Source organism: Reinekea sp. G2M2-21, assembly GCF_015687175.1.
In the GTDB taxonomy this organism is placed as follows: Bacteria; Pseudomonadota; Gammaproteobacteria; order Pseudomonadales; family Natronospirillaceae; genus Reinekea.
In genome coordinates, this window is record NZ_JADPQG010000001.1 from 787,303 (window position 1) to 814,265 (window position 26,963).

General features: G+C 49.7%; 25 protein-coding genes. 9 read left to right on the forward strand and 16 right to left on the reverse strand.

What is annotated here, in order from left to right; translation table 11 throughout:
• Nucleotides 1–35: 35 nt before the first annotated feature.
• From IYN85_RS03660 to IYN85_RS03680, 5 genes are all read left to right on the forward strand, one after another.
• On the forward strand, nucleotides 36–473 hold the full coding sequence (locus IYN85_RS03660; protein WP_196157472.1) for a GNAT family N-acetyltransferase: 438 nt from the start codon (nucleotides 36–38) through the stop codon (nucleotides 471–473).
• 120 nt (nucleotides 474–593) lie between these two features.
• Nucleotides 594–1,874, forward strand: coding sequence for a DUF2868 domain-containing protein (locus IYN85_RS03665; protein WP_196157473.1), 1,281 nt, complete (start codon nucleotides 594–596; stop codon nucleotides 1,872–1,874).
• A complete protein-coding gene (locus IYN85_RS03670; RefSeq protein WP_196157474.1) occupies nucleotides 1,875–3,251 on the forward strand; it encodes a DUF3482 domain-containing protein in 1,377 nt (458 codons plus the stop codon). It abuts the gene before it with no gap.
• Between the two features lie 76 nt (nucleotides 3,252–3,327).
• On the forward strand, nucleotides 3,328–4,428 hold the full coding sequence (locus IYN85_RS03675) for an HD-GYP domain-containing protein (protein ID WP_196157475.1): 1,101 nt from the start codon (nucleotides 3,328–3,330) through the stop codon (nucleotides 4,426–4,428).
• Nucleotides 4,429–5,160: 732 nt separating this feature from the next.
• The gene (locus IYN85_RS03680) at nucleotides 5,161–5,619 is read left to right on the forward strand and encodes a YccF domain-containing protein (RefSeq protein ID WP_196157476.1); all 459 of its coding nucleotides are present in this window, start codon (nucleotides 5,161–5,163) and stop codon (nucleotides 5,617–5,619) included.
• A 36-nt stretch (nucleotides 5,620–5,655) separates the two neighbouring features.
• Here IYN85_RS03680 and IYN85_RS03685 read toward each other — a convergent pair whose 3' ends face one another.
• The 12 genes from IYN85_RS03685 to IYN85_RS03740 all read right to left on the reverse strand — a co-directional run bounded on the left by IYN85_RS03685 (nucleotide 5,656) and on the right by IYN85_RS03740 (nucleotide 16,721).
• Entirely contained in the window at nucleotides 5,656–6,099 is a 444-nt protein-coding gene (locus tag IYN85_RS03685) for a YHS domain-containing (seleno)protein (RefSeq protein ID WP_196157477.1), read from the reverse strand.
• The gene (locus tag IYN85_RS03690) at nucleotides 6,080–6,613 is read right to left on the reverse strand and encodes a DinB family protein (RefSeq protein WP_196157478.1); all 534 of its coding nucleotides are present in this window, start codon (nucleotides 6,611–6,613) and stop codon (nucleotides 6,080–6,082) included. The genes IYN85_RS03685 and IYN85_RS03690 overlap by 20 nt, the downstream gene beginning before the upstream one ends.
• Nucleotides 6,597–8,360, reverse strand: a complete 1,764-nt coding sequence (locus tag IYN85_RS03695) for a lysophospholipid acyltransferase family protein (protein WP_196157479.1) — start codon at nucleotides 8,358–8,360, stop codon at nucleotides 6,597–6,599. Before IYN85_RS03695 ends, IYN85_RS03690 begins: the two co-directional genes overlap by 17 nt.
• A 1-nt stretch (nucleotide 8,361) precedes the next feature.
• A complete protein-coding gene (locus tag IYN85_RS03700) occupies nucleotides 8,362–9,480 on the reverse strand; it encodes a D-alanine--D-alanine ligase (RefSeq protein ID WP_230390461.1) in 1,119 nt (372 codons plus the stop codon).
• Between the two features lie 173 nt (nucleotides 9,481–9,653).
• Nucleotides 9,654–9,884, reverse strand: coding sequence for a TIGR02647 family protein (locus IYN85_RS03705; protein ID WP_196157480.1), 231 nt, complete (start codon nucleotides 9,882–9,884; stop codon nucleotides 9,654–9,656).
• A gap of 189 nt (nucleotides 9,885–10,073) precedes the next feature.
• Nucleotides 10,074–11,165 carry a redox-regulated ATPase YchF gene (gene ychF, locus IYN85_RS03710; RefSeq protein WP_196157481.1) on the reverse strand — a complete coding sequence of 364 codons (1,092 nt, stop codon included), beginning with the start codon at nucleotides 11,163–11,165 and terminating at the stop codon, nucleotides 10,074–10,076.
• A gap of 17 nt (nucleotides 11,166–11,182) precedes the next feature.
• Nucleotides 11,183–11,773 (reverse strand): aminoacyl-tRNA hydrolase, encoded by a 591-nt coding sequence (pth, locus tag IYN85_RS03715; protein WP_196157482.1) that lies wholly within the window; start codon nucleotides 11,771–11,773, stop codon nucleotides 11,183–11,185.
• Nucleotides 11,774–11,841: 68 nt separating this feature from the next.
• On the reverse strand, nucleotides 11,842–12,453 hold the full coding sequence (locus IYN85_RS03720) for a 50S ribosomal protein L25/general stress protein Ctc (protein WP_196157483.1): 612 nt from the start codon (nucleotides 12,451–12,453) through the stop codon (nucleotides 11,842–11,844).
• A gap of 117 nt (nucleotides 12,454–12,570) precedes the next feature.
• The gene (locus tag IYN85_RS03725; RefSeq protein WP_196157484.1) at nucleotides 12,571–13,509 is read right to left on the reverse strand and encodes a ribose-phosphate pyrophosphokinase; all 939 of its coding nucleotides are present in this window, start codon (nucleotides 13,507–13,509) and stop codon (nucleotides 12,571–12,573) included.
• Nucleotides 13,510–13,584: 75 nt separating this feature from the next.
• The gene (gene ispE / locus IYN85_RS03730; RefSeq protein ID WP_196157485.1) at nucleotides 13,585–14,448 is read right to left on the reverse strand and encodes a 4-(cytidine 5'-diphospho)-2-C-methyl-D-erythritol kinase; all 864 of its coding nucleotides are present in this window, start codon (nucleotides 14,446–14,448) and stop codon (nucleotides 13,585–13,587) included.
• Nucleotides 14,449–14,458: 10 nt separating this feature from the next.
• A complete protein-coding gene (lolB, locus tag IYN85_RS03735; protein WP_196157486.1) occupies nucleotides 14,459–15,025 on the reverse strand; it encodes a lipoprotein insertase outer membrane protein LolB in 567 nt (188 codons plus the stop codon).
• Nucleotides 15,018–16,721 (reverse strand): tetratricopeptide repeat protein, encoded by a 1,704-nt coding sequence (locus IYN85_RS03740; RefSeq protein WP_196157487.1) that lies wholly within the window; start codon nucleotides 16,719–16,721, stop codon nucleotides 15,018–15,020. The genes lolB and IYN85_RS03740 overlap by 8 nt, the downstream gene beginning before the upstream one ends.
• Before the next feature lie 128 nt (nucleotides 16,722–16,849).
• On the opposite strand from IYN85_RS03740, the gene hemA reads away from it, so the two are divergent.
• From hemA to prmC, 3 genes are read left to right on the forward strand one after another with little or no spacing between them, the layout of a single operon-like run.
• A complete protein-coding gene (gene hemA / locus IYN85_RS03745; RefSeq protein ID WP_196157488.1) occupies nucleotides 16,850–18,109 on the forward strand; it encodes a glutamyl-tRNA reductase in 1,260 nt (419 codons plus the stop codon).
• Between the two features lie 7 nt (nucleotides 18,110–18,116).
• Complete coding sequence (gene prfA, locus IYN85_RS03750) at nucleotides 18,117–19,202, forward strand: peptide chain release factor 1 (RefSeq protein WP_196157489.1); 1,086 nt, start codon at nucleotides 18,117–18,119, stop codon at nucleotides 19,200–19,202.
• The gene (gene prmC / locus IYN85_RS03755; protein WP_370592152.1) at nucleotides 19,199–20,038 is read left to right on the forward strand and encodes a peptide chain release factor N(5)-glutamine methyltransferase; all 840 of its coding nucleotides are present in this window, start codon (nucleotides 19,199–19,201) and stop codon (nucleotides 20,036–20,038) included. The genes prfA and prmC overlap by 4 nt, the downstream gene beginning before the upstream one ends.
• Before the next feature lie 47 nt (nucleotides 20,039–20,085).
• Here prmC and IYN85_RS03760 read toward each other — a convergent pair whose 3' ends face one another.
• Together IYN85_RS03760 and IYN85_RS03765 are read right to left on the reverse strand one after the other, a co-directional pair.
• Nucleotides 20,086–20,772, reverse strand: coding sequence for a MaoC family dehydratase (locus IYN85_RS03760; protein WP_196157490.1), 687 nt, complete (start codon nucleotides 20,770–20,772; stop codon nucleotides 20,086–20,088).
• Between the two features lie 237 nt (nucleotides 20,773–21,009).
• Complete coding sequence (locus IYN85_RS03765; protein WP_196157491.1) at nucleotides 21,010–21,975, reverse strand: D-2-hydroxyacid dehydrogenase; 966 nt, start codon at nucleotides 21,973–21,975, stop codon at nucleotides 21,010–21,012.
• A 106-nt stretch (nucleotides 21,976–22,081) separates the two neighbouring features.
• Here IYN85_RS03765 and IYN85_RS03770 point away from each other — a divergent pair, with 106 nt between their 5' ends.
• Nucleotides 22,082–22,714, forward strand: coding sequence for a hypothetical protein (locus IYN85_RS03770; RefSeq protein WP_196157492.1), 633 nt, complete (start codon nucleotides 22,082–22,084; stop codon nucleotides 22,712–22,714).
• 67 nt (nucleotides 22,715–22,781) lie between these two features.
• On the opposite strand, the gene IYN85_RS03775 is transcribed toward IYN85_RS03770, so the two are convergent.
• Together IYN85_RS03775 and pta are read right to left on the reverse strand one after the other, a co-directional pair.
• Nucleotides 22,782–24,629, reverse strand: a complete 1,848-nt coding sequence (locus IYN85_RS03775) for a methyl-accepting chemotaxis protein (RefSeq protein ID WP_196157493.1) — start codon at nucleotides 24,627–24,629, stop codon at nucleotides 22,782–22,784.
• Between the two features lie 170 nt (nucleotides 24,630–24,799).
• Nucleotides 24,800–26,953 (reverse strand): phosphate acetyltransferase, encoded by a 2,154-nt coding sequence (pta, locus tag IYN85_RS03780; RefSeq protein ID WP_196157494.1) that lies wholly within the window; start codon nucleotides 26,951–26,953, stop codon nucleotides 24,800–24,802.
• Nucleotides 26,954–26,963: the final 10 nt, after the last annotated feature.

Consider the following 26,963-nt stretch of genomic DNA (forward strand, 5'->3'; position numbering starts at 1 on the left):
TTGTATCGTGTCCAAAAACAGGGAACTCAATAGTCATGAATCTTCAATTAATTCCGGCACTGGCGGACGATGCCACGTCTCTGGCGGAACTTCGTGTCGCCGCGATGCGACCCAGTTTAGAAGCCGTCGGTCGGTTTGATCCTCAGCGCGCACGTCGTCGATTTTTGGATGCTTTTCGCCCAGAGCAGACTTGGAAAATCCAATATAAAGGTGAATTAGCTGGTTTTTTTGTAGTGTTTAATAAACCGGACCATGTTTGGTTGGATCATCTGTACATCAACCCGGCCGTGCAGAATGCCGGATTGGGGCAACAGGTTTTGGCCTTGGTCAAAGCGCAAGCAACTGCCGCGAAGCAGCCTGTGCGGTTGTGCGCGTTGCGTGACAGTGACGCTAATGGCTTTTATCAGAAGCAGGGTTTCACACCCTATGCGGAAGAAGAATGGGATATTTACTACCAATGGTTACCCGCTTGATGGCGACTTGTTGGTCATGCACACTCAGAATTCGACTTCTGATTCCATACCCGACCGGATTCTTCGTTATACTTGCGTCCACGCGGACGTTTGCGCCGCTGTCAATGTGATAAGGATTTTATGTCAACTCAGTTACCCGTTAAGGCGGTGATCGCGTTTTTTTTCAGGAACGGCACTACGCAAGCCTTGTTCCGCTGGCTCAGTTTCCGGTTGTTTGTCGCGCAGCAGCCTTCACGCTTGGCGAATGATTCTGCTTCATTGTCGGTGATCGACTGCCTCGAACAATGGGAACAGCAGGCCCGTATTGTGACGCCGGTGCGCAGCCTGTTATGGTTGTTAACCGGGCTTGCCGCGTTGATTGGCTTCAGTGCTATGGCCACGGTGCTGAATGTCACCGGAAACCACCCCATTAATATTTGGGTGCCTCTGGCGTTATTTGCCTTCCTCCCCTTGTTGTTGACGCTCAGCAGCGTTTACTTTTCATTGTGGTCACCAGTGACGCTCCGCCCAGCCCATCATCCGTTTGTGGCGTTTTGGATGGCTCGGTTTCAGATCAGTCAATTTCAGTGTTACCATCGACTTTTGTTCGCCTGGATTGTCTGGCAAAGCCAGCGCATAGCGTTGGTGTTTTCGGTGTCAGCGGTACTGGCATTTTTTCTGTTAGCGACCTTTCAGGACTATCAGTTTGGTTGGTCTTCAACGTTGATTCGTGATGACAATACGATGACGACCATCATGCATTGGCTCAGCTGGCCTTGGCATTGGTTAGTGGATGCGCCATCCGCTGAATTGATTCACGACAGTCGGTTTACCATGCAAAGCTCCGCGGGTGGGCATGGCACAGATAGCGCCTGGTGGCAAACCCTGATCTTGGCGATTGCCGTTTACGGAGTTCTGCCGCGTGTCTTGCTTTCACTTGGCTTGCGCTTTCGCCTGGTCCGATTGTTACGGTGGAGCATACATAACACCGGAGACATTGAGCAGTTTATCGTTGCGCAACAACGCCAGGCCAGTGTTAACCCGATTCAGTCCTCGGATGCCTTTCAGGCACCCGAAAATATTGACCTTAGTGATAATCGGGTCGATCTCATCAGCTGGCAACAACCGGATTGTCGCTGGACCACAGTGCGCAATTTGGGCAGCGGATCGTGGCTGGAGGATGAGCAGTGGTTGCAGTCAGCCCAAAGTAAAAGGGCACGGCCCGTGGCTGTGCTGGTGGCTGCGAACCAAACACCAACTGGGGAGTTGGCCGACAGTTTGGCTATGTTGAAACAGGCCAATGCGGATGTCAGCCTGGTGTTGGTCGACAGTGAGCAAGACCTACCACGCTATGCAACGCAACAGAAGTCCTGGCAGTACTTTGCCCATCGCCAACAGATTGCTCTGAAGAAGGTCTTATAAGTGACGACACCAGTATTTGCCGTTGTGGGACATCCCAATAAAGGGAAATCGAGTATTGTTTCAACGCTGACTCGCCAGGATGCTGTAAAAATATCCGAGATTTCCGGGACAACGACGCAATCGCAAGCGTTTGAGCTTAGGTTGGATGACGTTACACAATATACGCTCGTGGATACGCCCGGATTTCAGCGCCCGCGTCAGGTTTTGTCCTGGCTAGAGCAGCATGCGCCGAACGCAGCCCAACGCAAGCAAACCGTTCAGGCCTTTGTCGATCAGGAAAATCAGAACGCGGCCAGCCGCTATCGGGATGAAGCCGAGCTGCTACAACCCATTTTGAGTGGCGCCGGTATCATTTATGTCGTCGACGGTTCGCTGCCCTACAGTCCTGAGTTCGAAGCAGAGATGACAATACTGCAATGGACTGGACAGCCTCGGATGGCGTTAATCAATCCAATCGGCGGCGAAGCCTACGTTGAGCAATGGCGTGATGCGTTGAGTCAGTATTTCAGTGTGGTTCGGGTATTCGACCCGATGACCGCTGATCCGCAAAAACAATTTACCGTTCTGTCTGCTTTTGCCGAGCTCTATGAACCCTGGCGTTCTGCGATCGAATCCAGCATTCGGTTTTTAAAGGCCTATGCTCAGCGGTTGCAGGAACAGGGTGCGCTCATCGTTGCGGAACATCTGGTGCAGATGCTTAGTCACGTTAGTGAGGTTAAGGTACCGGTGGAGTTTGCACAGAATCTGTTGCAAGACAAACTCAAAAGCGATTATCAGCAAGCTTTAAGGGCAACCGAACAGAGTATGCACAAGCAATTGCAGGCGCTGTTTGCACATCCGCAAATGCAACTGAGGTCAACCGATTTGACGGCTGATTACCCGGATCTGTTCGATGCCAGTCACTGGTTTATGTATGGCCTGGATCGACAGAAAATCATCGCGTTGTCGGCGTCGGCAGGCGCCGCTGCCGGAGCCGTTATCGATGTGGGGGTAGGGGGCGCATCGCTCATGGCGGGAGCCGTCGCTGGAGGTCTGGTTTCCGGCCTCGCGTCGCTGGCGGCGACCTGGAAGCCGGAAAAATTGAAAATTAAAGGCGTACCACTGGCGGGAAAAACGTTGACGGCAGGCCCAGCTAAAGAAGCGACCTTTGCGTTCGTCTTGTTGGGCAGAGCGGTCGACTTTTTTGAGATGATTTTGGCGCGAACCCACGCGGACCGCTCCGTTGCCGAAATGTCTGACACGCGTTTGAATGATCGACTGACCCGTTTGCCCAAGTACGAGCAGGTACAATTGACCCGTTTGATATTGCGTGCACACAAGGGGCTCAATGATCAGGAGCTGCTACAGTTAAGAGATTGGATTCTGAAATTACGGTAATCGTTTCTCAATGTCGTCGTGAAACGGTCGATACCAATGAAGATGGGACTGGTCTTGTGGTTTGGGTGAATTAATTATGGCGTTATTTACGTTCGATGCGGGCGACTCAGAGCTGATTGTCGACTTTTTTGAAGACTACAAAGACCTCTACGAAGCCGCCGAAAGCAACATACTGAAGCTGGAACACGAACCAAACAATGCCGAACTGTTGAATGCGTTATTTCGTGCCGTGCACACTATAAAAGGCAATTGCGGCTTACTTGGCATTTATCCGTTGGTCGATTTACTGCAATCCGTTGAATCGGTGCTGGATATGGTGCGCCATGGCGATATTGCCTTCCAGCCCTTAATCGGTGATCTGACCCTTTTGGTGTTGGATCGCTGTTCCAGTTTTATTGCAGCTCTGGAACGGAATATGGAAGCCGAATACGACGGCGGTCTGTTTAGTGTCGTCGCCAGTCAGATCAATAACGGTTTGACCTCCAACGCTAAAAACCCTATTCCAGCGTTGACCCGAGCGCTGACGTTACTGGATCCGCTGACCAGTCAATTGCAGGCGGACGGGGATGGGGAGTCACTGTTTAAACGATTCAAAATAACCGCCACAGACGATCTCGAATTTATCCTGCAATTGGCTGAGCAAACGCAATCAAGAGCGGCCTTCTGGCACGGACGAATAGCGCGTGTGATGAGCTGGATAATGAGCCTGAATAATCAAATGGGGCGGCCGGTTGAGCCTGAACAGCTTTTTGTGGCCGTCTGTTTGCATGATATCGGGATGGCAATGCTGCCATCCGACGTCATCAACAAATCGGCACAGTTGACGGAGCTGGAGCGTCAGTCAGTGCAAGACCACGTTTGGGTCGCCAGCCGCTTGGCTTCGTCATTTCCGCGTTGGCATGTGGCAAAGAAAATTATCGACCATCATCAGGAAAATTTTGATGGCAGTGGTTACCCGCTGGCATTAAAAGGTGATGAGATTTGTGTCGGTGCGCAGATGTTAGCGGTCGTTCACGCCTTTGAAGCGATTACACATGGCTACTCAAAATCGTTGAGTCGCAAGAGGCCGTTGATGCGGGCCGTGATGGAATTAAATCGCTACTCTGGGGTCCAGTTCAACCCCAAATGGGTCTCCGCTTTTATGCAAATTACCCGCGAACGTCGGGAAGATGTCTAGGGCAACTCTGATTAATTCAAATCACCACAGTCCTATCAGATCGATAGGATGAGCGAGGCGTGTGTTGCAGGGAATGGCGAGTCCTTTTCAAAACACACAACAATGCTCAGTCATCGACCTGAAGGACCCTGAGGGCGGGGCTGAAATGGCAAATTTCGTTGTTAAGTCCTTTGCCAAGATGATGAATATTGCCTGCAGAACTTGCCTCGAATTTTGCGCATTTCTTCACCCGCTGAGGTAGAGAGCAATTAATCAGAGGTGCCCTAGTGTCCTGAGTCAGAAGTTCGTATCGTTTCAGAGCTCATGGGAAGCGCTAGTACAAGGCGCTCTTTGTAGAGAATATCGAGATCTTTTCAAGAAGAGCAACGTCGTAATAGTGTTTTCCATGAGCTCCCTTTGGGCGCGTCATTCAAGCTCTTTAGCGTTGTTCTGTCTCTTGCCAATGGAATAACCATTGACTGCGAGACACGCCTAGCTATAAAGCTTGAATGGCGCGCTGAATTCTTGCGAACTTCAGACTCAGGACACTAGCTTCGGTCTGTCGTCCTTTTCATGTAGGTAAACGCTGTGTTTCACCGTTCCTCTGCGATTTTCGGGGCAACCAGGTCAGTTGCGTCTTGAATTTCAACTAAAAAGACAATGAGTGCACCTTAAGAATTAGACTTCTGACAGGCAGAATTTTGTTCGGACTTTGGGTATCCTGCGCCGCATTAACATGATGGAGCTGGAAATATGCGGATAATCGGGAATTTTTTGTGGTTTGTGTTGGGCGGGCTACTCATGGGACTGGCATGGTGGACTGTCGGTGTGTTGGCGTTCATCAGCATTATTGGTATTCCCTGGGCTAAAGCTTGTTTCGTTATGGGTCAGTTTTCGTTTTTTCCCTTTGGTCATGAAGCGATTAATCGTGCTGATTTAAATTTAAGAAAGGATGTGGGGACCGGTGGGTTAGGTTTTATTGGCAATGTGATCTGGTTTTTTGTGGCAGGGATATGGTTAGCCATTGGTCACACGATCAGCGCGATTTGTCTGTTTCTTTCTATCATTGGTATTCCATTCAGCATTCAGCAATTGAAACTCGCCGGGATCGCTTTGGCGCCCATTGGCAAAACCATTGTGTCGAAAGACGTCGCTGCTGCGGTACGTGCCGATAACGCCGCGGCGTATATCGCCGACCGGCGTCGTCATTAACGGCTTAGCATGTTTCCCCAGCGACTGGGGCTCAGTTTATTTTGCCAATAAATCCGGCCAGTACTGATCTGCGGCGTTGATAAACGAATCTCGCTCCCGCAACCACTTTTCCTGAATTTTTGCGTTGTAATTCAGGTACAGTTTGCCATCAACAATGGTGAACTGATCCGGATCGATTCCGGCGGTATTGTTGTTGGCGACAGCGTAGGCACAATAACCGCCATATTGTGGCGCATAGCGATTGGGGTCAGAGATAAACATATCCCGGTGTTGTGCGCTGGCAAAACGCCAGATGGCGCCCTGCCATTCGTATTCAAAATCTGCGTTGCCTTCTATGGCACTGTTGTCGGTAAAATAGGCGACAGGGTCAAACCCTTTAATTGCCAGATTGTTATGCCAGGGGGTGAAGATAGCGTCGACCGCCAACGCACTCCCGATCAACCCAAAGATCAATAGAAACTTACTCAGCGGTTTCAACATATTCTTGCTCTCTATCCCGTTGTTGTCGTTCATAGGTTGCCGTACCCGGTGCCAAACCAATGTGGTGCGGAACGCAGACGCCTCTGGTGCTGGCCAGCAACGAAGCGTAGGCCATGTGGTGAATGGAGTGATTGATCAGGTACAGCAGCTCGCGTTCTATTGTCGATGGCATTTGCTGCGACTGGCACCGGTGCAGATTAATTTCAGAAATAACCTGGATGCGGTGATCGACTGACTCCAATTGGGCGAGCCAATTTTTCAGCTCTTGAATGTTATCGAGCGCCTGTTTGCTATCGGTCTGTTCCGGTGAATTTCTTGTGCGAAAGTTGTAATCCACCTGACCGTTAACCAAACCATTGCGCAACGCGCGATAGTGATCAAGAACGTGTCTTACATGATCCCCGATACCGGCATGAGCACTGTCCGTCGGTTTAATATAAACATTCGCGCAGCACGCAATCAGATCTTTCAATTGGTTCAGTACTTCAATGTTTGCGTTACACAGTTCTTTCATGTTGCGTCCAGTATTGTTGATAACGGATAAGTCCTTCATGGCCCAAGTATCGTTTCAGATAACGCTCGGGCATGTTGTGCAAGTTGACCAGAATGAGTCCGTCGAGCGAATCATTGAAACCTTTGTTTACGGAAAAACCAACGAAGCGACCGTTTAACGCCAGGTAGTGGCGCAACAGAACCGGAATGGTTTTACCTGGATCACACTGTCCGACCAATTTGTTGAATACGCTGATGTCCCGGATAGAACTCAACATCCGTTTCGACCAGACTTTTCCTTTGACTCTTAACGGCATGATGGGTTGCACATTTTCTAGAAATTTTTGTTCCGCACGGAAGCTTTCCATCATCGCATCCGAAATAAATGCACGTGCTGTTTCGGAATGATCTGAAGAAATACTGACGCAACCGAACAAGACTTTGTACTTTGGGTGGCGGACCACAAATTGGCCGATTCCGCGCCAAAGTAAATCGAGTGCCGAGGGGTGTCGCTGATACGCTTGCGTGACAAAGGATCGTCCGACTTCTAACGCAGGCCCCAGGTTTTTGATGTAGTTGGCATCGTATCGGTACAGACTGCGGCTGTATAAAGCGTTCACGCCGAGCTTATCTACTATGGTATCGGTTTCGCCGAGTCGGTAGCCTCCTACAATTTTTTGTGCTTCACGGTCCCAGACAAAGAGGTGGTAGTAGTGAGGATCAAACCGATCTGTGTCTTTGTCGTTTCCAGTCCCTTCACCGGCCGCCCGGAAAGTCACCTCCCGCGCTGTGGCAATAGCGTCAAAAACCTCAGTGAGTGCTGAATACGGCGCGCAATAAACTTCAAATTGGTTTTTTTCCAACAGTTTATAATCGCTGAGATGGTCCAGTTCTTGTTGTAAGCCATGCGCTATCTGAGGATCGTCCGCACCGAGTAGTTCGTCATGGCGAATCGCAGAGGATAAGCGTTGACTGTTTTCGAGCAAATAGGTCGACATGCGAAACAGGTTGGTAATCGTGTTTGCCTTTTTAAGAGACTGACATTCGCGCGGAGAAATGGCTGTTCCCACGGTCATGCGGATGGTTTGGCCAGTTTTATTCGTTAGCTGCCTTGGTAATAACAGGGTTCTCAATCGTTTATGGATCAGGCCTGCTAGTTGGAAATAAGTTGGGTTTTTGCCATGCACAAATACCGGTACACAGGTGGCCTCGTATTTGCGCGCGAGGCGGCCGATCATAGGGTTCCATTGCCGGTCCCTGACCGAAAAATTTCCCCAGGTCATGGCACTGACCTGGCCCGCAGGGAAGATCAACAGCAAACCGTTGTTCTGCAGATGTTTTGCGGCGGCGCGCACACTGGAAGCGTTTCTTTGCGCCGCATTTTTTGCCAGTACATCAACACCGAAAAAAACCGGTGCCAACTCCGATATGCCGGAAAGCATATTATTGGTCAGTACTTTAGTATCTGGTCTTACCGCGAGCAGGGCCCGTGTCAACGCAACGCCCTCCAGGCCACCGTAGGGATGATTGGCAAATACCAGAGTAGGTCCATGCTCTGGAATAACCGCTGCCAGGGGTTGACCATCCAGGTAAACCTTACAGTTCAGTGACGACAAAGTGTGGTCGAGAAACTGCTCTGGTGTTGCCGCGTGCGGACGCAAATCGTATCGCTGTGCCAGCGGAGTCAATCCCAGAATATGCTCCAAGGTCCAGGCTAATGGTCGGGGCAGTGAAGACAACCGAAATGGATTCAGGGTTGAGTCGCTCATATCAATCAGTCTCCGGATAAAATTGGGTTAAGTTCTGTTCCAGGCGCCAATGCGCGATCAACGCTTTTAATCCGGGTGGGCGGTATCCTTGTTGTCGGTTAGCGTGGCCCAGCTCAAATAAGGTTCGGTATTGAAAAAGCAGTGATCGAACTGCCGCTCGAAAGGGCGTATTACTGTCCCAGATGTGTAATGGCTCAGAGCTGGCGGTGTTTATCTCAACAATTTGCAGGTCGGTGCCGGCAGTGAGTTGGTCAACATTTTTGAATTTCACGTCTAACCGACCGTAGTGGAAATTCGGAATGTCGTGCATTAGTGCATCCAGTTGCCGGGTCAGCTCAGGCGTGATCAGGTGGCTGGCATTTTTGAAAATGGCTCCCTTGCTGTGACTGGCAGAAAATATCAGCCGATAGGGCTTTCCGGCAGGTACAATCTCATGCCAATGCGCTCGATGACGGTTTTGATAGAGGTGTCGCAATTCACCGGCTCGGTCGTCACGGGCTACTAACTCGGCGAGAGTATGTTGCCCGTCTCCGATTACATAGGGCATGTATTTCAGCGCCATTGAGATAATTTCGCCCTGTTGTTGGTCTGGGTGGCGGACATAAAAAATGCCGGCTTCCGGTTCGTAGTCCGACAAACGCTGAATCATCATGGCTGCCCCGACCGGGTATTTGTTCAGGCACTGGACCAGTTCCTTGCGATTCTTGATGAGTTTCACGCCAGCGCCCCGGCAGCCAATATCTGGCTTACCCACGAAAGGGTAGTGCACATGATGGGCCTTGAGGTTTTGCTCCAATTTAACGATTTGCGTCTCCAGTGTGTCCTCTGTTCGGGTAACCGTAAACCAGGGCAAAACCTGCTTCTGTAGCTCCCCTTTGGCTTGCGACAATAACTGACTCTTAGGGACACCCACCATGCCGGACAGCGGTAATTTGGGGTTGGCGATAAGTGGTAACGTCAGTGAGCGGTATTTTAATGCCAGCGCCAGCCATTGGCAGACGACGGGAATGTACATTAGCCAAGTTGGCCAGAATTCAAAAAAAGAAAACCGTTTGCCCAACGTCAGTGGTGGCATTCCTGGACTGACGTAGGTGCGTGGCATTTGTTCTTGTATGGACATGACCGGCCCCTTCTTCCCATTTCATTCAATGGGAGCATAGACTACAGTCCATTCAGAAAGTTCCAGTACGTTGTTTTAATTGTTGTGGGCGAAAAGGAGATGCGAGAAAGGTCTTGCGGTGTTCGAAACGATAAATGACCGCGAGGTGGCTGATCACCTCGCGCGGTGGACAATTATTTCAAGGCGGAATGGACGACCTGCAGATGTTCAACCAGTTCGATTCCAGCATCGGTCAGATAGCCACCATCGTGAGCATCTGTAAAGCCTTTGTCGAACAACCTTTGAGCGGCCGCAATGGTAGCAGGCGCGGCGTCATGGTGAATTTTTATACCGGTCATCAAACTATCGGTAGGGAATTGAAGCAATAGGTTCATTTCACTGTGCATATCTGCGGTTATCGTCATAGTGTCACTCTTGTCGTTGTTGTGGACGTATCATGGTCAAGCCTTGCCACTATAACTAACACAGTCTAAAAAAACTTGATATAGCGCCATAAAAAACTCAGTTGTTTGTAGTGAAATCCGCGCATAAAAAAACCCGGCGGTACCGGGTTTTAATTGAAAGGCAACTATCAATGCCCCATAGAATAGGGGTTATACGTTAAAACGGAAGTGCATGACGTCGCCATCTTTTACCAGGTATTCTTTCCCTTCAAGACGCCATTTGCCCGCTTCTTTTGCACCCGATTCCCCCTTGAATTGGATGAAGTCGTCATAGGCAATGGTTTCTGATCGAATAAAGCCTTTTTCGAAATCGGTATGAATGACACCGGCCGCATTTGGCGCTGTCGCACCCACCCGTACCGTCCAGGCGCGAACTTCTTTAACACCAGCGGTAAAGAACGTCTGTAGTCCGAGTAGCTTGTATGAGGCGCGAATTACACGGTTCAGACCGGGTTCTTCCATGCCCAGATCGGCTAGGAACTCAGCTTTTTCATCGTCTTCCAACTCGACAATCTCACTTTCGAGTTTGTTGCAGATAGCCACAACTTCGGCATTTTCACTGGCGGCAATAGCACGTACTTTGTCCAGGTATGGATTGTTTTCAAAACCATCTTCATTGACGTTGGCGATATACAGCGTCGGTTTAGTGGTCAGCAGGTTGAATTGAGCCAGGTCTTTCTTTTCATCATCGCTCAGCTCGACGGTTCGAGCGGGTTTGGCTTCATCCAAAACCGGCTTTATTTTTTCCAACAAGTCCGCGAGTCGGCGGGCTTCTTTATCCTGACCTTTGGCTTTTTTTAGCAGTTTGTCCAGCTGTTTGTCGACACTTTCTAGGTCAGCCAATGCCAACTCAGTATTGATGACTTCAATATCAGCGACCGGATCAACCTGGTTGGCAACGTGGATAACATTGTCGTTGTCAAAACAGCGAACAACGTGCGCAATGGCGTCAGTTTCACGGATATTCGCCAGGAATTTGTTCCCCAAGCCATCGCCTTTGGAGGCACCCGCGACGAGCCCGGCAATGTCCACAAATTCCATCGTCGTCGGAATAACCCGCTCCGGTTTGACTATTTCGGCGATCTTATCTTGACGCGGATCCGGTACTGCGACGACCCCGGTATTGGGTTCGATCGTACAGAACGGGAAGTTCTCCGCATCAATACCTGCTTGCGTGAGGGCGTTGAATAGGGTTGATTTGCCGACGTTTGGTAAGCCGACGATGCCACATTTGATACCCATTAGTTGATCTCCAAAAATTATTCGGCTTTAAAGCTGTGTAGGTTATTCATTGCCTTCGACCATTGTCCGTCGATCGCCTGAGATGTGTTGTTCAATGCGCAATCGATAGCGCGCTCTAGGCAGACACGGTCTTCGACAGGACCTTTGCTCAATACATAGTTTGCAACGTCCCGGGCATTTCCCGGGTGTCCAATTCCCAATCGCAGGCGATAGAATTCCTTGTTATTACCCAGGCAGGCAATAATGTCGCGCAGACCGTTGTGACCGCCATGACCGCCACCCTTTTTAAAACGAGCCGAGCCTGGTGCAATATCCAGTTCGTCGTGTGCGACCAGAATATTCTCAGCGGGTATTTTAAAGAAGTTGGCAAAACTTGCCACGGACTGACCGCTGCGGTTCATAAATGTCATTGGCTTCATCAGCCAGATTTTTTCACCGGAAAGCGTAATACTGCAGGTTTCAGCCTGATACTTCGTATCGGTTTTCCAGCTGCCATTGTGCTGACGCGCAAGGGCATCAACGTAGTCGAAACCGGCATTGTGTCGGGTTTGATCGTATTGTGGTCCGGGGTTCCCCAATCCAACAATAAAGCGAATAACGTCTTTCATGGTTTATTCATTGCTAGGTTAAACGTAAAAAGGGCCTGTAAGGCCCTTTTCTGGAATCAGCTGTTAGATTACTCAGCAGCTTCTTCAGTGTCGTCTGCTGCTGCGCCACCGGCTTTAGCAATAGAAACGACAGGAGAGTCGTGGTCAGCACCCTTGTTCAATTCAACCAGGGTAATGCCTTTTGGCAGTTTCAATTCAGATAAGTGAATAACTGAGCCAACTTCCAAACCATCAACATCAACTTCGATGAATTCTGGCAGGTCGCCTGCTTTACAAGTGATTTCAACCTCAGAAGCAGTATGCATGACACGGCCACCGGCTTTAGCAACTTTTGCTTCGTTCAAGAAGTGCAGGGGAATGCGCTTGTGAACAATGGTTGACTTAGTAACACGTTCGAAGTCGATGTGCATAGGGAAGTCAGTTGCAGGGTGACGTTGAACATCCATCAGGATGGCTTGCTCAGTCTTGCCTTCGATATTGACGTTCAACACGTGAGAATAGAAAGCTTCGTGTTCCAGGGCTTTAACCAACTCACGTAATTCCAACGTCAGGCTTTGTGGCTTGCGATTCTTAGCACCGCCGTAGATGACAGCAGGTACCTTGTTTTCGCGACGCAGGCGGCGGCTCGCACCTTTCCCTGACTCTTCACGAAGTACTGCGTTGATATCATAAATAGACATTTTGTATAGCTCCAAAAGCAAACAAGCAGCACTTGCGACCAATGCTGCCTGTATTATAAAAGTGAGTGCCAATAGTTGAGTCGAAACCGACTCTAAATGCCGCGAATGTGCCGCTAGTTAGCGGAACATTGCACTGATGGACTCTTCGTTGCTGACGCGCCGGATAGCCTCTGCGAGGATGCCCGAGAGCGAAAGCTGGCGGATACTATCACAGTTTTCTGCGGCAGGCGAGAGTGGGATTGTGTCGGTAACCACCAGCTCAATTGCACTGTTGCTGATGCGTTCAACGGCGGGTCCGCTGAGTACTGCATGGGTCGCGTAAGCGACAACTTTGGTGGCGCCGAATTTGGTTAGTGCGTCAGCGGCCTGGCAGAGAGTGCCGGCAGTATCGACCATGTCATCGACCAGAATACAAGTTCGGTTGGAGACATCACCAATAATGTGCATGATTTCTGCCTGATTCGCCTTAGGTCGGCGTTTATCAATGATTGCGAGGTCTGCCCCCAGCTGCTTGGCGATGGCGCGGGCGCGCACAACTCCGCCCACATCTGGAGAAACGATGACCATATTTTCGTAGCCCTGCTTTTGGATGTCGTCCAACAGGATTGGCGAGCCATAGATGTTGTCAACCGGGATGCTGAAAAAGCCCTGAATCTGTTCTGCGTGCAAATCGACGGTCAGGATCCGGTCGATACCGACGACCGTCAGCATATCGGCCACGGCTTTAGCGGAAATCGGTGTTCGTGCTGAACGCGGACGGCGGTCCTGGCGAGCATAACCAAAATATGGGATGACTGCGGTAATTCGGCCTGCGGAGGCGCGCCGGAAAGCGTCTGCCATAAAGACGATTTCCATCAGGTTGTCATTGGTGGGCTGACAGGTGGGCTGGATGATAAATACGTCGGCGCCGCGAACGTTCTCTATGAGGTCAACTGAAATTTCACCGTCGCTGAATTTGCCGATTTCGGCTTCGCCGAGTGGAATACATAACCGTTCAACGACAAGTTTGGCGAGTTCGGGATTTGCCGTCCCAGTAAAAACCATCATTTTAGACACTTCTATCACCCTTGGTTTGCTTGAGCTGTCATCAAGATTGGGTGATTCAGTCACCCAATCATCTAAATTGGGTTACTAAGCCTGCCGCTTGTGCAGTTGCGTCACTGCCGTTGATACATTGGTACCCTGAGCCAGAAGTACATTAACGTCAGGCAAGTTGTTTCGTATCGACATAGCTGCGTGTTCGGCCATTTCTTTATTTTGCATGGACATAAATAGACAGGCACCGGTTCCGGTGAGTCTGGCGTTGCCATAAGGACTGCTCAATCGGAAAGCCTTGTCTATATCCGGGTAGAGTCGACGGACCAGCGGTTCAAAGTCATTATGGCCGCTGCCAGCCAATTCGGCGCGTATTGTGCTGGCTGGTGTGTCACGTGTCAATTCAGGATGAGAGAACAATTCAGCGGTAGAAACGTGTACATTTGGATGAATAATCACAAACCAGTGTTCGGGCATAGGCAGGTCGGTTAGTCGCTCACCGATACCTTCCGCCCAGGCTGTTTTGCCGCGAACAAATACAGGAACATCAGCGCCCAGTTTGGCGCCTATTGACTGCAACGTCTGGGTGTTCAGGTTCAGGTCCAGCAATTTGTTCAGTCCAAGGAGTGTCGTGGCGCAATCAGAACTGCCACCACCAATGCCGCCCCCCATGGGCAGAACTTTTGTGAGATGGATGTCGACATGGAATGTTTTTTCTGTATGTCTCTCCAGTGCATGTGCTGCCCGAAGAACAAGATTGTCGTCTGTTTCCAGAGTCGCATCGGAACAACTGAACCGAATGCCCTGTGACGAGTTTGGAGTAAAAGTCAGGGTGTCACCCATATCCAGCAGCTGAAACAGGGTTTGCAGTTCATGATAGCCGTCTGGCCGACGGCCGATAATGTGTAGAAAAAGGTTGAGTTTTGCCGGGGCGGGCAAGGTCAGTGTTTGGTCTGGCACAATCGGGCTCTTATTCGGGGGTGGTCAGGGCGTTCCATTCACGAATGACCAGTTTACCGCTGTCACGCTGGTTGGCAAACGACAGTTTTCTGGGTCTGGGAGTCGTTTCATCGAAATAATCGCTGATGATGACCGTCCAGCCAGACTGATCAATTTGAGATACCTGGCCGGAGTCGTTGAGATTGGCGAGGTGCGTCTCAAACGGCATGGGTTTGGCACGGACCCAATATTGCAGGTGATCCAATGGCAAATCCATGCCCGTTGACTCGTACAGCAGTCCATTCAGGCTGTGGGATTCCAGCCGCTGATCACCTTTTATCAGCGTCACTTGTTGCGGGTTTCCTTTAATGATGACCTCGCCCTGACCGAGCGGACCATAGAGCCTGATTTGAAAAGTTTCACCCATCTGCAGCCAGTCAACATTGAAGCTCTGTGCTTCCGTTTCATTGCGGATGGCCATTTTTCCGGTAAATGACCAGTCCAAGTCGGCTGGCGTCGGCTGTGTCCGGAAGGTACTGCAGGCGGAGAGTAGTAACATTGTGGCCGCCATAATAAGCAGTCGCAGGCGGCTATTCATTAAACAGTGCCTTCAAAATATCCAGGTAACGGCTGGAAGGGTTAATTCGCTCAATTTCTTGCAAAAACTGCTTTGCTTCAGCTTTGCGATCCAAGACCCACAGAACTTCTGCGATGTGGGCAGCAACTTCGTCATTTTCCATTTGACTGTAAGCTTTCTGAAGCCATTCCAATGCCTGAGTAAGTTTGCCGATCCGATAAAGGTGCCAGCCTTTGGAGTCCTGGAACGCAGGGTTATCTGGTTCCGCTGCCAGTGCCTGGTCGATATAATCACCTGCTAATGTCAGGTTTTTATTGGTGTCGGCCCATGAATATCCCAAAGCGTTAAGTGCATTGACGTTGTTGGGTTCGAGTTCGAGGATGGTCACCAGGTTGCGTTCCATCACATCGTTACGCTGTTCGTTGGCTGCGATCATCGCCTGATCGTAAAGCAACGGAACACTTTGGGGATACTCAACTAACGCTTGTTCTAACGTGGTCCAGGCTCTTTCATTCTGGTCCGTTAATTGGAAGTAATTGGCTTCCAAACGCCAGAAAACAGGCGCTTGCTCCTGTAGTGTTTGCTTACTGTCAGCAATGGCGATCATGATTCTGGCTTCGTCTTCCGGGCGGGCTAACGAAACCCATTCCGCAATGGCTGAACTGCGGAAAGGGGATTGCTGAACCGATTCAAAGTGGTTGATCGCTGATTCTGTCATCGCGTTAACCAGGTCAATACGGCCTAAAAAATAGTGGGCTTCATCGCTGTAACCCAGCTCAAGCAGATGTTGGTAAACGGCCTGTGCTGCGTCGTACTCTTGGGCGTCGAAGGCAGCACGGGCATAGGTCCGGGAAATGGTCGGTTCGGTTGAAAAACGGTTGTGTAGTTTTTCAAGTGCGCTCAGATTCTGAGGCTCATTTCGAAACAGAAAACGCGCGTATTGTACCGCGACTTGTCGGTTCTCTGGGTGTTTTTTGTCCAGTTTACTGATCAGGGTTTTGGCTTCATCCAATTTGCCGACGGTTTGCAGAAGTTGAAACTTAAACAGGTTGACCTGCAGATTGTCATGGATGGCCAGAGATTCGTTCGCCAGGGTCATGGCCTGATCAATATCATTCAGTGCCAGTGCGATCCGGCTTCTGGTGTAATACAAACTGGCCGACTTTTTGTGTTGCATTTGCACGGTGGCGAGTATGTCAGCCGCCGACTTAAGCTGATCGGCGGTTAGGTTCTGCAACCCGGGCAAAAGCAAACTGACATCGGCCTCTGGGTCTCTGGTCATCCAGTGTTCAACGCTGGTGTTGGCGATGTCCAGTTGACCAGTGGCGATGGCGCTGAGGCTATGAGCTTGTAAAGCGGCGGTATCGTCTGGTCTGAGTTCTATCCATCGGCTGGTCAGAGAAAACATACGGGGATAATCACCAATCGACTGATTTAATGCTGCCGCCCGCTGAATGGCCGCCACGTCGTTATGATTTTCACCAATTTCGCTGTACAGCGAAGCAGCAGCACCGAACTGTTGCCGATTGGTTGCTATTTCTGCCAGCAACAATTGAAACAGGCTTTCTCCGCTGAGTTCTTCTGCCACAATGGGGGTGGTCGGTTGAGTCGCCGGTACTGACACTTGATCTGAACTGGTTGCCATTTGTGCGCAAGAACTGAACAGTACGGCAGCGGAAAACGTCGTGAAAAAATGCGTGTGTGCTTTAAAGGCCATAAAATACCTGATAACAAGGTGGCAAGTTTTACATGATTTAAAACGATATTAGCATAGGTCTTATCGCCTATTTTCGGTAAAGCCGTTAGAATACCGCGTTTTTACACAATGAAGGTTCTACCTACGGCATGTCTTTGTTGGCCATTGGGATTAATCACAACACCGCGTCGGTGGAAGTGCGTGAAAAGGTGAGTTTTACCCCAGAGACGATGTCTGAGGCGCTGAAAGCTGTCTTAGATTTACCGGGCATCCACGAATCTGTCATTTTGTCGACCTGCAATCGCAGTGAAATTTATTGTTATACCGATGACCAGCTTAAAGCATCGGAACAGGTCGTTCACTGGTTATCTGAGTTACACCATCTGGACCCCAAAGAATTACGTGAAAGCATATACGTGCATGCCGACGAGCAGGCGGTATCACATATTAGCCAAGTTGCCTCGGGGTTAGACAGTATGGTTCTGGGCGAACCTCAGATTCTGGGTCAATTGAAATCCGCATATGCCGTTGCGCAGGAGCATCACGCCGTTGGCTCTATGCTGAACTATATGTTTCAACACAGTTTTAAAGTGGCTAAAAAAGTGCGCACAGAGACGGCTATTGGTGAGAATGCTGTGAGTGTTGCCTTTGCCGCAGTGAGTCTGGCGACACGCATATTTTCCGATTTGGCAGACTGTCGTGCTTTATTGGTTGGGGCAGGCGAAACCATTGATCTAGTGGCCCGGCATTTACGGGAAAAAGGGCTAACACAATTAACGGTGGCCAATCGAACGCTGGCACGCGCCGAAACCCTCGCCAAAGAATTTAATGCTCGTGCCTGCTTGTTATCTGATATTCCCGCCGAGCTGCCCAATGCTGATATTGTCATTTCATCTACTGCGAGCCAGTTGCCGTTAATTGGAAAGGGAATGGTTGAGCGGGCGTTAAAACGCCGCAAACATAAACCGGTTTTTATGGTGGATATTGCCGTTCCTCGGGATATAGAAAGCGAAGTTGCTGACTTACAGGATGTTTTCCTGTACACGGTTGATGACTTACGTTCCGTTATTGAAGACAACCGGCGCACGCGAGAAAAAGCAGCTGTTGCCGCGCAATCAATTATTGCTGAGCAAACCGAAAACTTTATTCATAACATTCAAGCGCGCACGGCATCCGATGCCATTAAGGTGATTCGCAATCGTGCGAATGCCATTAAGGATGCTGAATTGGAAAAAGCCACGAGAGCGCTCGCTGCCGGTCAAAATCCGGAAGATGTTGCCAAACAACTGGCGCACAATATTACCAATAAATTGATGCATGGTCCTACCGTTGCATTGCGCAATGCTCACCAACAAGGTGAGGAAGACGCAAGTGAGTGGGCATTGCGTTTATTTGATATCGACACCTAAGGTCATCATGAAAGAATCCATCCGTTATAAACTCACCGAGTTGTCTGAACGTTATGAAGAACTGGGCATGTTACTGTCACAGCCTGACGTTATTGGCGACCAGGATACATTTCGCAAGTATTCGCAGGAATACGCAGAACTGGAAGATGTTGTCTTGTGTTTTGCACAGTACAATGCATGCGAGGAAGATATCTTCGAAGCGCAGACATTGTGTGAAGATGACGACCCTGACATGCGGGATATGGGCAAAGAAGAGTTGAAAATAGCGCAGGAAAAACGCCAACAGCTCGACGAGCAATTGCAAATTTTGCTGTTGCCGAAGGATCCCAACGATGGCAAGAACGTGTTCCTCGAAATTCGTGCTGGAACTGGTGGTGATGAAGCCTCTATTTTTTCCGGCGATCTGTTTCGTATGTATTCTCGGTACGCTGAAAAAATGGGGTGGCGAGTTGAGGTGTTGTCGGCCAGCGAAGGCGAGCACGGGGGCTATAAAGAAGTGATTTCCCGAGTGTCCGGCGCCAACGTGTATTCCCAATTAAAGTTTGAATCCGGTGCGCATCGTGTACAACGTGTTCCCGAAACGGAAAGTCAGGGGCGTATTCATACATCGGCTTGTACAGTAGCGGTGATGCCAGAAGCCGACGAACTGGAAGCCGTTGAAATCGATAAAAATGAATTACGGGTGGATACTTTCAGGGCTTCCGGTGCGGGTGGTCAGCACGTGAACAAAACCGACTCCGCCATCCGTTTGACTCACTTACCCACAGGTATCGTGGTGGAGTGCCAAGATGAGCGCTCGCAGCACAAAAACAAGGCGCGAGCGATGTCTTTGCTCGCGGCAAAACTGAAAGATGTGCAAGAAAGCGCAGCGGCTAAAGAGCAGGCCGACCAGAGGAAATCACTGGTGGGTTCTGGCGATCGATCGGAACGTATCCGAACCTATAATTTTCCGCAAGGGCGCGTAACCGATCATCGCATTAATCTGACACTGTATAAGTTGGATGAGATTTTAGGCGGTCAATTGGAGCATGTGGTCCAACCATTGCTGCAGGAACATCAGGCACAGCTGTTCGCTGAGATGGGTCAATCGTGAGTGATCACTCCATAGCGTCTGTCAAACGACAGGCGCTATCGCAAGGTGTGGACCCTATCGATATCGATGTGCTTCTCGCCTTCGCCCTGCAGAAAGACCGTACGTTTCTGTTTACCTGGCCTGAAACCAGTTTAACGCCTGAGCAGTATTCCCTTTTTACAGATTTGCTTGATCGGCGCGCGCAGGGAGAGCCTATTGCTTATCTTGTTGGTGAACGCGAGTTCTGGTCGTTAACCATTAAGACGGACACCTCGACATTGATTCCGAGACCCGACACAGAGGTGCTGGTCGAAACCGTGTTGTCGCATTTTGATCAGCAACCCATCCGGTGTATTGATTTAGGTACCGGCACTGGAGCCATAGCGTTGGCTTTAAAGTCCGAACGGCCAAACTGGCAGGTGACGGGTACCGATCGTTTGCAAGCGGCGGTGGAGTTGGCCAGAGAAAATGCGCAACGATTGAAGCTCAATGTTGATTTTGAAACGCGGCACTGGTGTGCCGGGCTTGCGCCGGATAGTGTGCAGGTTTTTGTTAGCAACCCGCCTTACATTGATGTGGCTGATCCGCATTTAAGTCAGGGCGATGTCCGCTTTGAACCGGCAAGTGCACTGGTTGCCGGCGATTCAGGCCTTTCCGATATTCAGCAGATCGCTGTGGAGGCATTTGTTTGTCTGAAGGAGAACGGAGCATTGTTTTTTGAGCACGGCTGGCAACAAGGTGAGGCGGTGCGCTCAATCCTTCAGCAGTCTGGCTTTCAGCAGGTACAAACGGTTGTCGATTATGGCGGAAATGAGCGGGTGAGTTTTGGTTTTAAAAGGCCGTCACCGAAGCAGTGACGGATGTTGCATTTAACAAATAGCTAAGCAGATGTAGACGCCCTATCTCAGTACACAAGCATTATCAGGGTTTCCGCGACACAAGCTGGTCTGCGGCAACCTTCAATTTCAATGGTGATTTCTTCGGTGACTTCCAAACCCCGACGTACCGGAGTCACGTTAATAACGCGTTTTGTCGCACGTAAGTTGGAGCCCACCTTAACCGGGTAGGGGTAGCGTACTTTGTTGAGCCCCATGTTGACGACCATCTTAGCGCCAGGATAGGGCGGAGTGTCTGAATTCACGGCTCCGGTAAGTGTTGGTATGAGCGATAGAGTTAGAAAACCATGAGCAATTGTGGCACGGAATGGTGACTCTTGTTTAGCCCTCGCGGGATCGGTGTGAATCCATTGGTGATCATTCGTGACATTGGCAAAGTTGTTGATCCGTTTTTGGTCGACGGTTAGCCAATCCCCAATGTAGGTTACTTCACCTAACTGGTTGTTCAGTTTCTGCAGCATATTCTGCGCAGCAGAGTTGTTGTTCAGCGCCCATTGGTCGTGATTGTGCGAAGCGTCAGAACCTGAGGTCATTTTTTTCTGATCCAGCGCCCAGCTCAGCCATTGGCTGTTACGGGCATTGTTCATCGCTTCTGTGAAATAATCCTTGAATTGCGGGTTCAACATGTCCATCAACTCATCGCGATTTTTCGCAAGTCGATCACTTTTTTCTTTCAGAAAATCAATAACGCTCATTCCATATTCCTTCAACGCGGAACTGTGTGATTTCACCCTACACAGAAAACCCGTGTAATGCCCCATATTATAGGGCCTGAGACAAGGGCTTGAAACGAAGCGAAAATTAATATACGGCTGTTCAACAACCCTCCGCGGAAAGCTTAAGCTGAGGTTTCATGGGGGTTTTGGAGATATGGCTAATTTTAAGAATACACTTATTCTTTTTAAGAACTAATTGTGGCGTAAAAAGTGGATTTATGAACGCTTGTTCGCTAATTCATCAAAAGGTTTCCCAGCGATAAAAAGCTCTATTTTGTTCATGATCTGATCGATCAGAGTTTGCATGGCTTCATCTGCAGCCCAAGCGATATGTGGTGTGATGATAACGTTGGGTAGCTCGTTCAATTGCCAGATGATGCCGTCGCGACGCGGAGGCTCAGTGGCTGTGACATCCAGTGCAGCGCCGGCTAACTGACCTCGTTGGAGTGCTGCCAATAGATCTTGTTCATTTACCAATGGTCCACGACCAGTATTGACTAAGAAAGCCGAGGGTTTCATCAGTCCTAGCGTTTCTCGGTTGATCAGATTTTCGGTGGCAGATGTTAAAGGGCAATGCAGAGATACGAAGTCTGCCAGTGCTATGGCTTGTTCAAACGGTGTGTAACCCGGTCGGGTTTTCTGAGCGCCACGATGTTCCGCAATAACAATTTTCATATTGAACGCAGTTGCGAGCTTCGCAACGGCCTTGCCCAAGGTGCCTTGGCCGATAATGGTCAGCGTTCGGTTATGCAATAAATGAATTGGCGCGACCAAGTCGCAGAAAAAAGCGCTATTCGACCAAGATCTATTGTGATTCGAGGCTAAATAGGTCGTTAGGTTTCTCGACAGGCTCAGCATGAGCATTAGCACATGTTCAGCAACTGACTGAGTTCCGTAGTCAGTTGCGTTGATAACGTTAATGCCTGCGTCTCTGCATGCGTCCAAGTCAACATTGTTGGTGCCGGTGGCCGTCACGCAAATGAGTTTCAGATAAGGTAACTGTTCAATGTGTTGCCGGGAAATGACGACTTTGTTGGTCAGAATAACCTCAGCATTTTGACAGTGAGCAATCGTTTGATCAGCGTTTGTTCGATCAAATGCTCGCCAAGATGAAAGGCTGTCGGGTGGAGTTATTTTTATGTGAGATGGAAACGAACCTCGGTCAAGAAAATGGGCTTTCATCGATAGTGACTATTCTCTAGAATGGCGCTTCAGTTTCATTGAACTCTTACGAAAAAGTAAATAAGAAATTAGTAGGAGCTCTATCATCAATTGGGAAGTGACCAATATGCAATTAGTGGTGTTTGATCTGGACACAGCCTTGTGTCAGACAAGCGCTATGGATGGCCTGGCGATGTCCAGTGCAATTAAGGATGTTGCAAATTGTCAAATTGAACCGGAATCTATTCGGTCGATCCATGATTTAAAAGCAATCTGGTATCGTGCGACGCATCGTGTCGCGACAGCGATCGAATTGGCGGAATTACGCAGTCGTTTTGCTTTTCATTTGCGTCGACAGTTCTTAATTCGTCCCAGTATTGTGGCAGCCAACTACGCCTTAGTCGAACAGGTTAACATGTTGCAGCACAAACCTAAGACTGTTGTGGCCTTGGTTTCATCGCACACTACGCCAGTGCTGCAAATGAAAACTCGCGCCATCGGTTTGCTGTCGGATTCGCTGCCGGTTTCGACCGGTGACGACGCCGATTCATTGGAAGGCATATTGCAATCCATACAAACCCGCGTAAAACGTAGCTATGGTTTCAAATACGAGGAATCCACTCTCATTGCAAGTTGCAGTTGGCGCGAGGCGGCAAGCAGTCAGGATATGAAACATGTTTTGCCTGCGGACTACATTGTGCCACCAGAACAATTTCAAACCGGCCGCACAGCTTCTCGATTTGGCTGGACACGTTTTTAATTTCCGAAAGCCCTGATTTGATTAGTTAAGATTTACATTCAGGGCTCAGTTTGTCTTTCACTAGCGATTAGATTCTGAAACGTCGTAAATGAGATTGGACGTTTGCACCCAGCTCATTAAGTTGTTCAGACATTTGATACGCTGACTGTACGTTTTCTGATAGCCGTTGCGACTCATCCTGAATGGCCTGCGAAATTCGATTAATTTCATCGGTCGCCGCGTTTTGTTCCCTGGATGCTTCCGCAATGGTAATGGCTTGTCGATTAATGTCTTGTATCGCCGCTTTGATACTGGCTTGGCTACTGGAAACTGCTTCTGCAGTTTGCATTGTATCTTCAACCAATGATTTACTTTTGGTCATCTGTGTCACTGCGGAGGATGTTTGATTACTCAATGCTTCAATCATCGATTGGATCTCGCCGGTCGCTTCGTGAGTGCGTTGTGATAAGGCGCGCACTTCGTCGGCAACTACTGCGAAACCTCGTCCCTGATCACCGGCTCGGGCCGCTTCAATTGCTGCGTTTAAAGCCAGTAAGTTCGTTTGCTCCGCAATTCCCTGGATAGTCGCCAGGATGGTATTGATTTGCATGGCCTGCTCATTCAGTTTGTTAATGACCACGGTGGTTTCATCAATCTGACTGGTTAACGTCTGCATTCGCTTTTGGTTGTCCAGGGCATTGACTTCACTGTGCTCCGTTTCACTTTGGACGCTGGTTGCGGACTCTGCTGTTACCCGGGCGTTTTCTGCTACAGTGGCCGAGGTCGCTGACATTTCATGGATCGCCGCGGCGACTTGAGTAATCTCACTTTGCTGACTTTGAATGGCCTGGTTATTTTCACCGGCGACAGATTTGGTTTGGTTGGAAATATTTTCCAGTTGGTTTGCAGATGCAATAACGTCCGTCACCATGGTGTGGATGGATTCAACAAAGTTGTTGAAATACTGGCTTAAGGTGCCTATTTCATCGTTGGAATTGACCGCGAGTCGTTGCGTTAAGTCTGCATCGCCTTTGGCAATGTCTTCCATCGCATCGGCCAGGTTTTTCAAAGGATTTAACAGTACGTTAATCAATAACCCAACGACCAAGGTTACCACCGCGATTGTGACTATCGTAGAAATGAAGTTCTGAATGGTGAGGTTGGTTAACTCGCCCAAGGCTTCATCTTTGTCGACGCTCACGACGATAGACCAAGGTGTGTTCGCTATTGGAAAGGACGCAGCCAGTTTTTCGGTGCCTTCGAATACAACGGTGGAAACAGAGTTGTCAATTTGGCCTTCTGACACCAAATCATTCAGTTTTTGCTCATAGTAGTCTTGATTCTCATGAATTAAAATGGCGTTGGCGTTGTCAATTAAAAAAGCTTCACCACTCTTGCCCAAGGCAACGCTTAATATTTCTGTGGCCACGACATTCATTTTTACATCGGCTGCAATCACCCCCAGTCCAGTAGGGCGGGCAAAAGAAACGATGAGTTCACCGCTGGAAGCATCCACATACGGCGCGGTTAGAATTGCGCGGTTTTGTTGCTTGGCTTGTTTGTACCAGGGGCGAGTACGTGGGTCATAGTCTGCCGGCAAGTCCTCATTGGGAAACATGATCATTTCACCCTGTTCAGAGCCAATATACATGTAGAGAAAATCACCGGACTTTTGCCCTTGTTCCAAAATGCGGGTGTGATTGGACCTGTCTGTGGAAAACTGACTGGCAGCGGCCAAGATCGTCTGTTTGCTGCTGATCCAGTTACTGACAAATGTCGTCAGGTTTTCCCCGATGCTAATAATGTCAGTTTCCACTTGTTGAACTATTTGTTGTTTCGCCCGCGTGTAGTTGATATAGGAAAAAAAAGTCACTGAAATTAACACCACGAGAGCCGTCGCTATCGTGATTTTCTGTTTAACGCTGAAATTTTTCATGTTCTGTGCCTTACATCTGGATAGCCAACTGTGCGAGGGTCCATTTTGTTGCATTAGCAGCTCATCGGACATAACGCCTGATTTAAAGAATAGTTCGATTTACAGAGAATATCGGCAGAGAATGAAAAAGATTGATTAAAAAAAGACCCGCATGTAGCGGGTCAATTTGATTACTTTTCTTCCATTTGTGCCGCTTGGATAGCGGTTAAGGCAATGGTGTAGACGATGTCTTCAACCAGTGCACCTCGTGAAAGGTCATTCACTGGTTTGCGCAAACCCTGCAACATGGGGCCAATGCTGACCACATTTGCACTGCGCTGAACGGCTTTGTAGGTTGTGTTGCCGGTATTGAGGTCCGGGAATACAAAGACGGTTGCGCGACCTGCAACCTGGCTGTCTGGCGCTTTACTGGCAGCGACCGACGGGGTACTGGCCGCGTCGTATTGCAGCGGACCGTCAATTAACAGGTCGGGGCGTCGTTCTTTGGCAATGCGGGTGGCTTCTCGGACTTTTTCCACGTCGCTACCACTGCCGGATTGCCCAGTCGAGTAACTGATCATGGCAATGCGTGGTTCAATACCAAAAGCTTTCGCTGAATCGCCCGATTGAATGGCGATGTCCGCCAGCTCTTCTGCATTTGGATCCGGGTTGATGGCACAGTCGCCATACACTACTGCCTGATCCGGCAACAGCATGAAGAATACCGAGGACACCAGGCGACTTTCCGGACGGGTTTTAATCAGCTGCAAAGCAGGGCGCACAGTATTGGCGGTGGTGTGAATGGCACCGGATACCAGACCATCAACATCGTCCAGGGCCAGCATCATTGTACCCAATACAATAGGGTCTTCCAGTTGCGCCTCAGCCATTGGCGCTGTTAATCCTTTGTGCTGACGTAACCGTACCATCGGTTCGACATAGGCGTGCAGGGCTTCTTCCGGATTAATAATTTCAATGGATTCCGGGAGTTGAATATCCTGGCTTTGCGCAACGCGATGGATTTCTTCCGGGTTTCCTAGCAGTACACAGCGCGCTATGCCCTTTTCATGACAGATCGCAGCCGCGCGAATAGTTCGGGGTTCGTTGCCTTCAGGCAGAATAATTCGTTTGGCTGCTTTGCGGGCACGCTTAACCAACAAGTGTCTGAATGCTGGCGGAGAAAGACGGCGTTCTTCAATCACCTGCGCCCGTTCGGCCAACCATTTTGCGTCGATGGAGGACGCAACAGCGTCCATTACGCTCTCCATCCGGGTGACGTCGTCAGACGGCACTTCCGTGTTCATGGAATTCAGCAGCTGAGCGGATCGGAAGGTGTTATGGGTTGCTGTTAATACCGGTAAGCCAGTCGAAAATGCAGAATGACATAACTCCATAACCGAGTCGATCGGCATAATGTCGCCCGTTAAAATTACCCCAGCCAACGGTACGCCGTTGAGCGCTGCCATACACGCAGCCAGAAGAATGTCATCACGATCACCAGGTGTGACCACCAGTGTGCCGGCTTTCAGGGTGTGCAACATGTTCGGCATGGTGCGGGCGCAGACAGTAATACTTTGCACCCTGCGTTCTTGAATGGCACCTTCATTAATGATTTTTGCACCCAGGTGATCTGCAACATCGGATGTTCGCGGAGCAACCAGCAGTGGGTTCCAGGAAACTGAGCCAATGCAACGGAACGTGTCAGCGTGAAACACAGGCAAGCGTGAAGCCAGATTGTCTGTGACATCTTTCTGAGGGGATTCCAGATCATGATCCGGATCTTCCTCTGCGATGACTTGCTGGCTAGACGGGGCAGGGGCGCCTACTTTATTCAGAATGCAGCCGATGACGCGCTTGTGGTTTGTACCACCAAACAGGCTGGCGGTCATTTTAATGCGCTCGTTGAGTTGCGCTGTGCTGTCTTTGTTCTTCGCTGAGACCAGAATGACGTCGGCGTCCAGAGCTTTGGCCATGTTGCGGTTTAGTTCTGCGATGTAGTTTTCATCGGCAACGGGTACCAGCCCCTCAACAATCAGCACATCTGCTTCTTCACCGGAAGATTGTGCAATGGAAATAATTTCTTCCATCAAACGATCCGTTTGGCCTAACGCTAACTGCTGTTGTGCTAGGGACAACTTAATTGGCTTGGCGGGATTCAGACCCAGGGTGGCGTTGACCAGATGGGTAGAGCGTTCCGGCTCCGCATCGGAACCAAACTGTTGGGCAATCGGTTTGCTGAAAGCGACTCTGACGCCCAGTTGTTCCAGTGCACGAACCAAGCCTAGGCAAACCGATGTTAAGCCGGTACCTGCGCCTGTGGCTGAAACGAAATATGTGTATTTCACGTTAACCTGC